The organism is Pantoea sp. Ep11b (assembly GCF_040783975.1).
GTDB lineage: Bacteria > Pseudomonadota > Gammaproteobacteria > Enterobacterales > Enterobacteriaceae > Pantoea.
The window spans coordinates 1,038,873-1,052,181 of sequence record NZ_CP160631.1 but is presented as its reverse complement, the minus strand read 5'-3'; the positions used below and the strand labels follow the sequence as shown (position 1 = coordinate 1,052,181).

Sequence of the window (13,309 nt, the reverse complement as noted above, 5' to 3'; positions counted from 1 at the left end):
GGGGAAAAAAAGAAGGGTAGACGATACCGCGCAGCATGAAAAAAGCCAGCAGAGATCCTCTGCTGGCGGTGAAAATGCACCCTACTCAGAAAAGCACCTCGCTGAAGCGCGACGTGAGGGTCGAACGCCATCCCCTGCGGAATGCCTCCCGCTCTTCCCATCGCACAAAGTTTGCTCTTAAAATAGGGCAGGAAAAACAGAGCGCTTTTCAGCGGGAGTTCCCCTTTTATGTCCTCATCACGTCTGAAGCAGCAGTTCATCCGCCTGTGGCAGAGCTGTCAGGGGCAGACGCAGGCGATCACCCTTAGCGAACTGGCCGATCGGCTGCACTGCTCGCGCCGCCACATGCGCAACCTGCTCAACCGGATGCAGGCCGCGGGCTGGCTGATCTGGCAGGCTGAGGCGGGTCGCGGCAAACGCTCGGTGCTGACCTTCTGCTACACCGGGCTGGCCTTACAGCAGGAGCGCGCCGAGGATCTGCTGGAGCAGTATCGCATCGATCAGCTCGTTCAGCTGGTGGGGGATAAAAATCAGGTGCGCCAGATGATCGGCGCGCATCTGGGCCGCAGCTTCCGCCAGGGCAAGCATATCCTGCGGGTGCTCTACTACCGGCCGCTGCTCAACCTGCTGCCCGGCTCGCCGCTGCGGCGCTCGGAGACCCACATTGCCCGCCAGATCTTCAACGGCCTGACGCGGATAAATGAGGAAAACGGGGAAGCCGAACCGGACATTGCACACCACTGGCAGCAGACCTCGCCGCTTCACTGGCGTTTCTTTCTGCGCCCGGCGATTCGTTTCCATCACGGCAGAGAGCTGGAGATGGAGGATGTGCTGGCCACGCTGGCGCGCCAGCGCCCTCACCCGCTCTTCTCACACATTGCAGAGATTGCCTCGCCCGCCCCCTGGACGCTCGACATCCACTTAAGCCAGCCCGACGAGGGTCTGCCCTGGTTGCTGGGCAGCGTAAGCGCGATGATCCTGCCACGCGAATGGCCCACCCTGCCCGATTTTGCCCGCCAGCCGGTGGGCACCGGCCCCTACCGGGTGATCCGCAATCAGGCGAGCCAGCTGAAAATTGAAGCCTTTGATGACTACTTTGGTTTTCGCGCCCTGATCGACGATGTCTCTATCTGGGTGCTGCCCGACATCAGCGATGAGCTGGTCTATGCTGGTGTCCGACTGCAGGGCGAGAGTGATGGCAGCGATGAGATCCAGGAGGAGAGCCGTCTGGAGGAGGGGTGCTACTACCTGCTGTTCGACCAGCGTTCCGCGCAGGGCCGCGACGCGGCGGTCCGGCGCTGGGTGAGCTACCTGTTTAACCCCATCGCCCTGCTTAATCACGCAGGTGTCGGGTATCAGCGTTACTGGTTCCCGGCCTATGGCCTGCTGCCGCGCTGGCATCACCGCCGCGACCTGACGCCGGTCGAAAAGCCGCCCGGCCTGACCCACCTGACGCTGACCTGGTACAGCCAGCATGTGGAGCATGAAGGCATCGCCAATGCGCTGCGGCCGCTGCTGGCTCAGCATGGTGTGACGCTGGTGACCCGCGAGATCGACTACGAGAGCTGGTATCAGGGCGAGGCGGAAAGTGACATCTGGCTCGGCAGCGTGAACTTTACCCTGCCGCTGAACTATTCGCTGTTCGCGCAGTTGTATGAGATCCCGCTGCTGCACCACTGCCTGGCGATCGACTGGCAGGGCGATGCGGCACGCTGGCGCGAGAAAACGCTGCCGCTGGCCGAATGGAGCAAACAGTTAGTCGAAGAGGCGGGCCTGCATCCGCTGTTTCACCACTGGCTGCTGCTCGAAGGCCAGCGCAGTATGCGCGGCGTGCGGATGAATACGCTGGGCTGGTTCGATTTTAAATCCGATTGGTTCGCGCCACCGGCGCTGTAACGCTTTCGCCACGCCGCTGAAATGACTAGAATGTGGCGTTCTCAACGGGGTGCCGCCTGCCACCAGCAAGCAGCTGAGAGAGACCCGTCGAACCTGATTCGGTTAATACCGACGTAGGGATTTGAGAGGCCTCCGTGCTCAGATCCTTTGCGACTCATCCCCTATTCTCCTGAAGGAGCGCAAAGTGTTAAACAAAGTTCTGCCGGTCCTGCTGTTACTCTCTGCCCCCGTTCTGGCGGCTAAGCCGGTTCTCACGGTCTACACCTACGACTCCTTCTCTGCCGACTGGGGCCCCGGCCCGGCGGTAAAAAAAGCCTTTGAAGCCCGCTGCAACTGCGAGCTGAAGTTTGTCACGCTGGAAGATGGCGTCTCGCTGCTGAACCGCGTGCGGATGGAAGGCAAAAACAGTAAGGCGGATGTGGTGCTGGGGCTGGACAACAATCTGGTGCAGGCGGCGCAGAAAACCGGCCTGTTCGCCAGAAGTCAGGTCGACACCACAAAATTAACCCTGCCCGGCGGCTGGCATGACACGACCTTCATCCCCTTTGACTATGGCTACTTCGCCTTCGTCTACGACAGTACCCGGCTGAAAAACCCGCCGAAAAGCCTGAAAGAGCTGGTAGACAGCCCGCAGAAATGGCGGGTGATCTACGAAGATCCCCGCACCAGCACCCCCGGCTTAGGTCTGCTGCTCTGGATGCAGAAAGTCTATGGCGATCAGGCACCGCAGGCGTGGCAGAAGCTGGCGCAGAAAACCGTGACGGTGACCAAAGGCTGGAGTGAGGCGTATGGTCTGTTCCTGAAAGGGGAAAGCGATCTGGTACTGAGCTACACCACGTCACCGGCTTATCACATCATCGAAGAGAAGAAAGAGAACTATGCGGCCGCCCCGTTTCCCGAAGGCCACTATCTGCAGGTCGAAGTTGCCGCGCAGTTAGCCAGCAGCAAACAGCCTGAACTGGCGCAGCAGTTTATGACGTTTATGGTCTCCCCCGACTTCCAGCGCACCATCCCGACCGGCAACTGGATGTACCCGGTGACCGCCACGCCGCTGCCCGCCGGTTTTAACGCCCTGACGGTGCCCGCCACCGCGCTGCAGTTCTCGCCGGAAGAGGTCGCCAGTCAGCGTTCCGGCTGGATTAGTCAGTGGCAACGCGCAGTCAGTCGCTGATGCCGCGCTGGCTGCTGCCGGGATCGTTCGCTACGCTGCTGTTAACGCTGGTGGCGTTTCTGGCCTTCGGCGCACTCTGGCGCGCCGCACCGGAAACGGACCTGCGCAGCGTGCTGCAGGATGATTACCTGCGCCATGTCATCGCGTTCTCTTTCGGTCAGGCGCTGCTCTCTGCGCTGCTGTCACTACTGCCCGCGCTGCCACTGGCGCGGGCGCTCTACCGCCGCCGCTTTCCAGGCCGACAGCTGCTGCTGCGCCTGTGTGCTATGACCCTGGTGCTGCCGGTGCTGGTGGCGATATTTGGTCTGCTGACGGTTTACGGGCGTACCGGCTGGCTGGCGCAGCTCTGCCAGTGGGCCGGGCTCGGTTATCACTTCTCCCCCTATGGGCTGTCGGGCATTCTGCTGGCGCACGTTTTCTTTAACCTGCCGCTGGCAACGCGTCTGCTGCTGCAGGCGCTGGAGCAGATCCCGGCAGAGCAGCGTCAGCTGGCGGCTCAGCTCGGCGTGCGCGGCTGGCATCGCTTTTGTCTGCTGGAGTGGCCGTGGCTGCGGCGTCAGCTGCTGCCTGCCGGGGCGCTGATCTTCATGCTCTGCTTTGCCAGCTTTGCCACCGTGCTGTCGCTGGGCGGCGGTCCGCAGGCGACCACCATCGAACTGGCGATCTTCCAGGCGCTGAGTTATGACTACGATCCCGGCCGCGCTGCCCTGCTGGCGATGATCCAGCTCGGCTGCTGCCTCACCCTGGTGCTGCTCAGCCAGCGCTTCAGCAAAGCGATCCCCGCCGGAAGCAGCCAGCTCAGCGGCTGGCGCGATCCGCAGGATTCGCGCGCGGCACAGCTGATCGATGCGCTGCTGATCCTGCTGGCGCTGCTGCTGCTGCTCCCCCCGCTGGCGGCGGTGATCGTCGAGGGGCTGCACGGCGGCGTGCGGGGAGCACTGGCGCAGCCGGCCCTCTGGCAGGCGACATTGACCTCGCTGCGAATCGCCACCGGCGCGGGTCTGCTCTGTGTGGCGCTGACCATGATGCTGCTGTGGAGCAGCCGTGAGCTGCGGCTGCGTCAGCGCCCGGTGGCCGCACAGCTGATCGACACCAGCGGGATGCTGATCCTGGCGATGCCCGGCATCGTCCTCGCCACCGGTTTTTTCCTGCTGTTCAACGCCACGATCGGCCTGCCCGATTCGGCAGAGGGCCTGGTGATCTTTACCAATGCGCTGATCGCCATTCCCTATGCCATGAAAGTGCTGGAAAACCCGATGCGGGATGTGGCGGAGCGTTACGGCAGACTCTGTGATTCGCTGGATATCCGCGGCTGGAACCGGCTGCGGCTGATTGAGCTGCGGGCGCTGAAGCGTCCGCTGGCGCAGGCGCTGGCCTTTGCCTGCGTCCTGTCAGTGGGCGATTTTGGCGTGGTCGCGCTGTTTGGCAGCGCCGACTTCCGCACGCTGCCGTTCTATCTTTATCAGCAGATAGGCGCCTATCGCGGCGCGGATGGCGCAGTCACCGCCCTGCTGCTGCTGCTGCTCTGCCTGTTGCTGTTTACGCTAATGGAAAAATTACCAGGTCGCCATGCTGACTCTCGATAACCTTACCTACCTCTATCAGCATCTGCCGATGCGCTTCAGCCTTACCGCCGCACGCGGCGAGCGCATCGCCATTCTCGGGCCCAGCGGCGCCGGTAAAAGTACCCTGCTGAGCCTGATCGCCGGCTTCCTGCCGGTGAACCAGGGGGCCCTGATCATCGACGGCCAGGATCATACCCACAGCGTCCCGGCCAGACGCCCGGTCTCAATGCTGTTTCAGGAAAATAACCTTTTTCCGCACCTCAGCGTGGAGCAGAACATGGGGCTGGGGCTGCATCCGGGATTAAAGCTTACGGCTTTGCAGCGTCAGGAACTGGTCACGCTGGCCGCGCAGGTGGGGCTGGGCGATCTGCTGACCCGTCTGCCGGGCGAGCTGTCGGGCGGCCAGCGACAGCGCGTCGCGCTGGCCCGCTGTCTGCTGCGGGATCGGCCGGTGCTGCTGCTGGATGAGCCCTTCTCGGCGCTGGATCCGGCATTACGGGGAGAGATGCTGCAGCTGGTGCGTTCGGTGTGCGAGGCGCGCGGGATCACCCTGCTGATGGTGTCGCACAGTCTGGAAGATGCGCAGCAGATTGCGGCGCGCAGCGTAGTGATCGTGGATGGCCGGGTTTACTGGGATGGCGAAACCCGACAGCTGCTGTCGGGCGAGACGCGGGAAGCCGATGTCCTCGGTATCCCGCGTCGTTAAGCGGATCAGGCGATAAAGACCTGCCACAGCAGGTGACGGAAAACCGGCATCATCGGATGAAACTGAATGCCGACAAACGCCGCCACGGCGACGATCAGCCCCAGCGGGCCTGCCCAGCGCAGGCGTTCCGGCGGCAGCCAGGCGGTAGCCCAGTCACGGCTTTTGCCGCTGCGCCACCAGCGCCAGCATAACCAGCCGCCCAGCCAGATCAGCAGCGCAGCCCCCAGCAACAGCCACTTGAAGCTGCCGCCCTGCGCGGCCTTTGGCACATCGATCGCCACGCCCGCCAGAATACCGGGCAGCAGATAGAGCGGCGGCCAGAGGATGCAGCCGATGATGTTCGGTGGCAGGAACTTCCGCACCGGCAGCTCCAGCATCCCGGCCGCCAGCGGGATCAGCGGCCGCGTCGGTCCCACAAAGCGCCCGACCAGAATGGTAAACATGCTGTGCTGATGCAGGGCGTGTTCCGTTTTATCCAGCAGGCCCTTGTACTTTTGCAGATATTTCCAGCGATGCAGCGGCCCCTGGAATTTCCAGCCTATGCCGTAGGAGACCCAGTCACCAATCAGGCAGCCCGCAAAACCCGCGGCCCAGGCCGGATAGAGGCCCAGCTCACCGCTGCCGACCAGCGCGCCCAGGCTGGCCATCATCACCGTACCTGGCAGCAACAGCCCGACCAGCGCCAGTGACTCCAGAAACGTCACCAGCGCAACGGCAAACAGCGCCCACTCCAGGGACTGCGTAATCAGTTGTTGAATCCAGGCTTCCATATTCATCCTTAGTAAAAGCAGAAGCCTGGATTGTCCTGAGCCAGCCACACAGCGTCAAGGCAAGAATTGTAGGGCAATGTTGACAAAAGCCAGCCGCGGGAACTGTATAAATATCCATGGTATACTTAACGGGTTTTCTCATCCCTGAAATGCTGAGTCCGGAGAACCGCTGATGATGCCCCGCGCAGGTTTTGTGCTCACCCGCCACTGGCGCGACAGCCCGCATGGCACGGAAATTATCCTCTGGCTCGCCACCGATGCGGGCCCGCAGCGCGTGGTGCTGCCGGTGCAGGAGTCCGTGGCCTTTATCCCTGAGGCGTTTCAGGCGCAGGTCAGCGCGCTGCTCCAGGATGAGCGGCAGTTTCGGATTCAGTCGCTGGCGCTGAAAGATTTCCGCCGTCGCCCGGTTTTCGGCCTCTACTGTCCGCAGAACCGGCAGCTTCAGCGCATTGAAAAACGGCTGCGCGAACAGGGTATTCCGGTCTATGAGGCCGATATCCGCCCGCCGGAGCGCTATCTGATGGAGCGGTTTATCACCGCGCCCGTCTGGTTTGATGGCGAGCAGCAGGGCGACAGCGTGGTCAATACGCGGCTTAAGCCGCATCCCGACTATCGCCCGCCGCTGAAGTGGGTGTCGCTGGATATCGAAACCACCCAGCATGGCGAGCTCTACTGCATCGGGCTGGAGGGCTGCGGTCAGCGTCAGGTTTATATGCTCGGCCCGGCCAACGGCGACGCCAGCAGCCTCGATTTCGACCTGATCTATCTCGACAGCCGTCCGCAGCTGATCGAGGCGCTGAACCAGTGGTTTGCCGGGCACGATCCGGATGTCCTGATTGGCTGGAACGTGGTGCAGTTTGACCTGCGCGTGCTGCAGAAACATGCCGATCGTTACGGCATCCCGCTGCGCCTGGGGCGCCAGCAGGCCGCGCTGGAGTGGCGCGAACATGGCTTTAAGCCTGGCGTTTTCTTCGCCCAGGCCAGCGGCCGCCTGATTATCGATGGCATTGAAGCCCTTAAATCGGCGTTCTGGGATTTTCCCTCCTTCAGCCTGGAGTCGGTCTCCCGGCAGCTGCTGGGCGAAGGGAAAGCGATCGATAACCCCTGGCAGCGCATGGAGGAGATCAACTGGCGCTTCGCCAACGATAAACCGGCGCTGGCGCGCTATAACCTGAAAGATTGCGAGCTGGTCACGCGCATTTTCCACAAGACGGCGATTATGCCGTTCCTGCTGGAACGCGCGGCGGTCAACGGCCTGGCGGTGGATCGCCACGGCGGCTCGGTGGCGGCCTTCAGTCATCTCTATATTCCCCGGATGCACCGCGCGGGGTTTGTCGCGCCGAACCGGGGAGATATCGCGCCGGAAGCGAGCCCGGGCGGCTATGTGATGGATTCGCGCCCCGGCCTCTATGACTCGGTGCTGGTGCTGGACTATAAGAGCCTCTACCCCTCTATTATCCGTACCTTCCTGATCGATCCGGTCGGGCTGGTGGAGGGCCTGGCTCATCCCGATGATGCCGATTCGGTGGCGGGGTTCCGGGAAGCGCGCTTCTCGCGGCAGACCCACTGCCTGCCGGCGATTGTTGAGCAGATCTGGCTGGGCCGCGAAGCGGCGAAAAAACAGAACAACCAGCCGCTGTCGCAGGCGCTGAAGATCATCATGAACGCCTTTTATGGCGTGCTGGGCACCAGCGCCTGTCGCTTCTTCGATCCGCGCCTTGCCTCCTCGATTACGCTGCGCGGTCACGCCATTATGCAGCAGACCCGCGCGCTGATTGAGGCGGAAGGCTACGATGTCATCTACGGCGACACCGACTCTACCTTTGTCTGGCTGAAATCAGCACATAGCGAGGAGGCGGCGGCCGCGATTGGTCAGCAGCTGGTGCAGAAAGTGAATGCCTGGTGGCGCGACCATCTGCAACAGACCCAGGGGCTGACCAGCGCGCTGGAGCTGGAGTATGAAAGCCACTTCTGCCGCTTTCTGATGCCGACGATTCGGGGCGCCGAACAGGGCAGTAAAAAACGCTACGCGGGCCTGATCCGCGATGCAGGCGGTGAGCGCATGGTCTTCAAGGGACTGGAATCGGTACGGACCGACTGGACGCCGCTGGCAAAAACCTTTCAGCAGCAGCTCTATCACCGCATCTTCCACCGGGAACCCTGGCAGGATTACATCCGGGAGACGGTGGCGCAGCTGCTGGCGGGGGAACTCGACGATCAGCTGATCTATAAAAAGCGTCTGCGGCGTCCGTTAAAGGAATATGAACGAAACGTGCCGCCGCACGTCCGCGCAGCCCGGCTGGCCGACGAGCAGAACCGCAAATTAAACCGTCCGCTGCAGTATCAGAACGGCGGCCGGATCCGTTACGTCATGGCGACGGCGGGTCCCGAGCCGCTGGAGGCGCGCAGCACTCCGCTGGACTATGATCACTACGTGACCCGACAACTTCAGCCCGTTGCCGAGGGGATCCTGCCCTTTGTGGAGGGGGACTTTGCTACACTGATTACCGGGCAGCTGGGTCTTTTTTGACAGGTGACGAACGCCCTGCCATCCAGTACCATAGCGCCCTTCCTGAAACTCACCGCTCTTAAGTACGCTCCAGACCCTGCTGTCTGGCGGTAACGCTATTGCCTGAGTTTGGGGAAACACCTCTAAAAACGTTAAAATTCGAGCAAAAAATATATGGTTTTTACATTAGGTCAGCGCTGGATTAGTGATACGGAAAGTGAACTGGGACTGGGCACCGTGGTGGCGATCGATACCCGCATGATCACCCTGCTGTTCCCGGCCACGGGGGAAAACCGCCTCTACGCCCGCAACGATTCGCCGGTTACCCGCGTCATCTTTAATCCGGGTGATACCATCACCAGCCACGAAGGCTGGCAGATGCGCGTCGATGACGTCCGCAACGAAAATGACCTGATGACCTACATCGGTACCCGTCTGGATACCGAAGAGAGCAACGTAATGCTGCGCGAGGTGATGCTCGACAGCAAGCTGGTGTTCAGCAAACCCCAGGATCGCCTGTTTGCCGGCCAGCTCGACCGGATGGACCGCTTTGCCCTGCGCTTCCGCGCCCGTAAATATCAGAGTGAGCAGTACCGCCTGCCGATCAGCGGCTTGCGCGGTATGCGCACCAACCTGATCCCTCACCAGCTGCACATTGCCCATGATGTGGGCCGCCGCCATGCGCCGCGCGTGCTGCTGGCCGATGAAGTGGGTCTGGGAAAAACCATTGAAGCCGGGATGATCATCCAGCAGCAGCTGCTGGCGGGCCGTGCCGAACGCGTCCTGATCGTAGTGCCGGAAACCTTACAGCATCAGTGGCTGGTCGAGATGCTGCGTCGCTTCAACCTGCGCTTTGCGCTGTTTGATGACGATCGCTACACCGAAGCGCAGCACGACAGCGACAACCCGTTTGAAACCGAGCAGCTGATTATCTGCTCGCTCGACTTTGTGCGCCGTAACCGTCAGCGCCTTGAGAAGCTGGCTGATGCCGAGTGGGACCTGCTGGTGGTCGACGAAGCGCACCACCTGGCCTGGTCAGAAGGCGAACCGAGCCGTGAATATCAGGTGATCGAACAGCTGGCAGAGAAAACCGCCGGGGTACTGCTGCTGACCGCGACGCCGGAGCAGCTGGGAATGGAGAGTCACTTCGCCCGTCTGCGCCTGCTCGATCCGGATCGCTTCCACGACTTTGCTGCCTTTGTAGAAGAGCAGCAGCATTTCCGCCCGATTGCTGACGCCGTGACGGCGCTGCTGGCGGACAAGGCGATCTCTCAGGAGGAGATGAACCGGATCAACGATCTGGTCGGCGAACAGGATATCGAGCCGCTGCTGCAGGTGGCCAACAGCGATCGCGACGGCAAGCAGGAGGCGCGTCAGGAGCTGATCTCAATGCTGATGGACCGCCACGGCACCAGCCGCGTCCTGTTCCGCAACACCCGTAACGGCGTTAAAGGCTTCCCGAAACGCGAACTGCACCAGATCCGTCTGCCCCTGCCCGCGCAGTATCAGACCGCGATCAAAGTTTCCGGCATTATGGGTGCGCGCAAGAGCGCCGAAGAGCGGGCGCGTGACCTGCTCTACCCGGAACAGATTTATCAGGAGTTTGAAGGCGACAGCGGCACCTGGTGGAACTTCGATCCGCGCGTGGAGTGGCTGATGGGCTATCTCACCAGCAACCGCAAAGAGAAAGTGCTGGTGATCTGTGCCAAAGCGGCCACGGCGCTGCAGCTGGAGCAGGTACTGCGCGAGCGTGAAGGCATCCGGGCCGCCGTATTCCACGAAGGTCTGTCGATCATCGAACGTGACCGTGCCGCCGCCTGGTTCGCCTCCGAAGAGAATGGCGCGCAGGTGCTGCTCTGCTCCGAGATCGGCTCCGAAGGCCGTAACTTCCAGTTCGCCAGCCGTCTGGTGATGTTTGACCTGCCGTTTAACCCGGATCTGCTGGAGCAGCGTATCGGTCGTCTGGATCGTATCGGCCAGGCGCACGACATCCAGATTCTGGTGCCGTGGCTGGAGCAGACCGCCCAGGCGGTGCTGCTGCGCTGGTATCACGAGGGGCTGGATGCGTTTGAACACACCTGCCCGACCGGCCGCACCATTTATGACAGCGTGCATTCAGAGCTGATTGGCTATCTGGCCGCACCGGAAAACAGCGAAGGTTTCGATACGTTTATCAGCGAGTGCCGTAAACAGCATGATGCGCTGAAAGCGCAGCTGGAACAGGGTCGTGACCGTCTGCTGGAGCTGAACTCCAACGGCGGCGAATCGGCGCAGCTGCTGGCAAATGCCATCAGCGAGCAGGATAACGACACCGGTCTGGTTAACTTCGCACTCAACCTGTTTGATATCGTCGGTATCAATCAGGAAGATCGCAGCGATAACCTGATCGTCCTGACGCCGTCCGACCACATGCTGGTGCCCGATTTCCCTGGTCTGCCGGAAGATGGCTGCACCATCACCTTTAACCGCGACCAGGCGCTGTCACGCGAGGATACCCAGTTCATTACCTGGGAGCACCCGCTGATCCGCAACGGTCTGGACCTGATTCTCTCGGGCGATACGGGCAGCAGCGCGCTGTCGCTGCTGAAGAACAAGGCGCTGCCGGTCGGCACGCTGCTGGTCGAGCTGATCTATGTGGTAGAAGCGCAGGCGCCGAAGCATCTGCAACTGACGCGCTTCCTGCCGCCAACGCCGATCCGTCTGCTGATGGATACCAAAGGCACCAATCTGGCGGATAAAGTGGAGTTCGAGAGCTTTAACCGTCAGCTCAACGCGGTGAACCGTCATACCGCCAGCAAACTGGTGAATGCGGTCCAGCAGGATGTGCATGCGATTCTGCTGCAGGGTGAAGAGAGCGTCGTCAGCGAAGCGCGTGCGTTGATTGACGCTGCGCGCGCCGAGGCGAACGAGAAGCTGGGCGCTGAGCTCTCGCGTCTCAACGCCCTGAAAGCGGTGAACCCGAACATCCGTGAAGATGAAATCGAGGCGCTGGAAAGCAACCGCGAACAGGTGCTGGAAAGTCTCGATCAGGCTAACTGGCGTCTCGACGCGCTGCGCCTGATTGTCGTGACCCACCAGTAAGCTCAGGGGCCGCAGGGCCCCTCTTTTTTTTGGAAAGCCTCATGGAACCTTACAATCCGCCGCACGAACCCTGGCTGCACATCCTTTATCAGGATGCGCATATTATGGTAGTCAATAAACCCAGCGGTCTGCTCTCCGTTCCCGGCCGGTTACCCGAGAATAAAGATAGCGTGATGACGCGGATCCAGCGGGACTTCCCGCAGGCTGAATCGGTCCATCGGCTGGATATGGCGACCAGCGGCGTGCTGGTTGTCGCCCTGACCAAGGACGCCGAGCGTGAACTGAAACGCCAGTTCCGCGAGCGCGAGCCCGCTAAAACCTATGTGGCCTGCATCTGGGGACATCCGGAAAAGGAGGCGGGGCTGGTTGATCTGCCGCTGATCTGCGACTGGCCGAATCGTCCGAAGCAGATGGTCTGTTTCGAGAACGGGAAAGCCGCGCAGACGGCGTATCAGGTGCTGGAATATCGCGATGATAACAGCGCGCGCGTCTCGCTGAAGCCGATTACCGGTCGCTCACACCAGCTGCGGGTGCATATGCTGGCGCTGGGCCATCCGATTCTGGGGGACAACTTCTATGCCCACCCGGACGCCAGGGCGATGGCGTCCCGCCTGCTGCTGCATGCGGAGTCGCTGACTATCACCCATCCGGCGTTTGGCAATGCGATGACGTTTCGTCAGCCTGCTGACTTCTGAGAGTCACGCCAGCGACTGCGGGCCTCCTCTGTGACAGAAGAGGCGCGGCAGCCGGGGATTACTTGAAGCCTTTCTCTTTGCGAATCAGGTCGTACGCCGCCTGAATCTCCTGCGCTTTCTGCTTCGCCATCTCCATCATCTCGGGCGGTAGGCCTTTCGCCACCAGCTTATCGGGATGATGCTCACTCATCAGCTTGCGGTAGGCGCGCTTAATGGTGGTGGCGTCGTCACTGCGCTTTACGCCCAGCACGCTGCAGGCGTCATCCAGCGTCGGTCCGCGTTGCGCCTGCTGGAAACCGCCGGCGCTGCGCTGGCCGCCGCCAAACTGCTGGCCGCCTTCCATCATGCGCAGGAACTGATCGAACTGCGTGCGTGAAATCCCCAGCTCCTCGGCGATCACATAGAGCACCTGGCGCTCGTTGGGATGCAGTGAACCGTCGGCAAAGGCGGCCTGGATCTGGATCTCCAGAAACATCCGAATCAGGTCGAAGCGGCCAAAGCAGGCGCTGCGCAGTTCACGCAGTTTGCTGCGTAACGGGTAATCTGCCTGTTTGCCTTCGCGGAAGGCGCGCTGGGCAGCCGTGCGCGACTCACCATGCAGCTGCATCCGCTCCATTAACAGTGACGCAATCTGAATATCGGCTTCAGTGACGCGCCCTTTTGACTTGGTCAGATGGCCCATCACCTGAAAGGTGGTGCTGAAAAACAGCGTCTGTCGGGTCTGATTGTTTGAGAAGTAAGCCTTGCCTTGCGCACCGCGTACTTTGTCAATCATATGGCCAATGATCAAACCGATCACAATACCCCAAAAGCCGGCGCCGGAAAGTAATCCCACCGCCAGACCCACAACTTTTCCCCAGTAGCGCATAAACTCCTCAATTCGCCATGCTTGCGGCTGAAAATTGCATTATCATAC

Annotated in this window: 9 protein-coding genes and 1 riboswitch; of the genes, 7 read left to right on the top strand and 2 right to left on the bottom strand. The window is 61.3% G+C overall.

All coding sequences use genetic code 11. From position 1 onward, the window contains the following. Window positions 1–228: 228 nt before the first annotated feature. The 4 genes from sgrR (at window position 229) to thiQ (ending at window position 5,338) form a co-directional block, all read left to right on the top strand. A complete protein-coding gene (gene sgrR, locus AB1748_RS04830; RefSeq protein ID WP_367396076.1) occupies window positions 229–1,896 on the top strand; it encodes an HTH-type transcriptional regulator SgrR in 1,668 nt (555 codons plus the stop codon). A gap of 35 nt (window positions 1,897–1,931) precedes the next feature. Beyond that, window positions 1,932–2,034: riboswitch (TPP riboswitch) on the top strand. A gap of 46 nt (window positions 2,035–2,080) precedes the next feature. Further along, on the top strand, window positions 2,081–3,067 hold the full coding sequence (gene thiB / locus AB1748_RS04825; RefSeq protein WP_367396075.1) for a thiamine ABC transporter substrate binding subunit: 987 nt from the start codon (window positions 2,081–2,083) through the stop codon (window positions 3,065–3,067). Next, window positions 3,043–4,653, top strand: coding sequence for a thiamine/thiamine pyrophosphate ABC transporter permease ThiP (gene thiP, locus AB1748_RS04820; protein WP_111139388.1), 1,611 nt, complete (start codon window positions 3,043–3,045; stop codon window positions 4,651–4,653). Before thiB ends, thiP begins: the two co-directional genes overlap by 25 nt. Continuing rightward, the gene (gene thiQ, locus AB1748_RS04815) at window positions 4,637–5,338 is read left to right on the top strand and encodes a thiamine ABC transporter ATP-binding protein ThiQ (protein ID WP_367396074.1); all 702 of its coding nucleotides are present in this window, start codon (window positions 4,637–4,639) and stop codon (window positions 5,336–5,338) included. The genes thiP and thiQ overlap by 17 nt, the downstream gene beginning before the upstream one ends. Before the next feature lie 5 nt (window positions 5,339–5,343). Here the strand turns inward: thiQ and AB1748_RS04810 are convergent, their stop codons facing one another. Then, on the bottom strand, window positions 5,344–6,108 hold the full coding sequence (locus AB1748_RS04810; RefSeq protein WP_111139386.1) for a DedA family protein: 765 nt from the start codon (window positions 6,106–6,108) through the stop codon (window positions 5,344–5,346). A 169-nt stretch (window positions 6,109–6,277) separates the two neighbouring features. Here AB1748_RS04810 and polB point away from each other — a divergent pair, with 169 nt between their 5' ends. From polB to rluA, 3 genes are all read left to right on the top strand, one after another. After that, a complete protein-coding gene (gene polB, locus AB1748_RS04805) occupies window positions 6,278–8,638 on the top strand; it encodes a DNA polymerase II (protein WP_367396318.1) in 2,361 nt (786 codons plus the stop codon). A gap of 153 nt (window positions 8,639–8,791) precedes the next feature. Further along, window positions 8,792–11,698, top strand: coding sequence for an RNA polymerase-associated protein RapA (gene rapA, locus AB1748_RS04800; RefSeq protein ID WP_367396073.1), 2,907 nt, complete (start codon window positions 8,792–8,794; stop codon window positions 11,696–11,698). Between the two features lie 41 nt (window positions 11,699–11,739). Beyond that, entirely contained in the window at window positions 11,740–12,393 is a 654-nt protein-coding gene (rluA, locus tag AB1748_RS04795) for a bifunctional tRNA pseudouridine(32) synthase/23S rRNA pseudouridine(746) synthase RluA (protein WP_293774744.1), read from the top strand. A gap of 58 nt (window positions 12,394–12,451) precedes the next feature. On the opposite strand, the gene djlA is transcribed toward rluA, so the two are convergent. Further along, a complete protein-coding gene (djlA, locus tag AB1748_RS04790; RefSeq protein ID WP_111139382.1) occupies window positions 12,452–13,261 on the bottom strand; it encodes a co-chaperone DjlA in 810 nt (269 codons plus the stop codon). Window positions 13,262–13,309 lie beyond the last annotated feature (48 nt).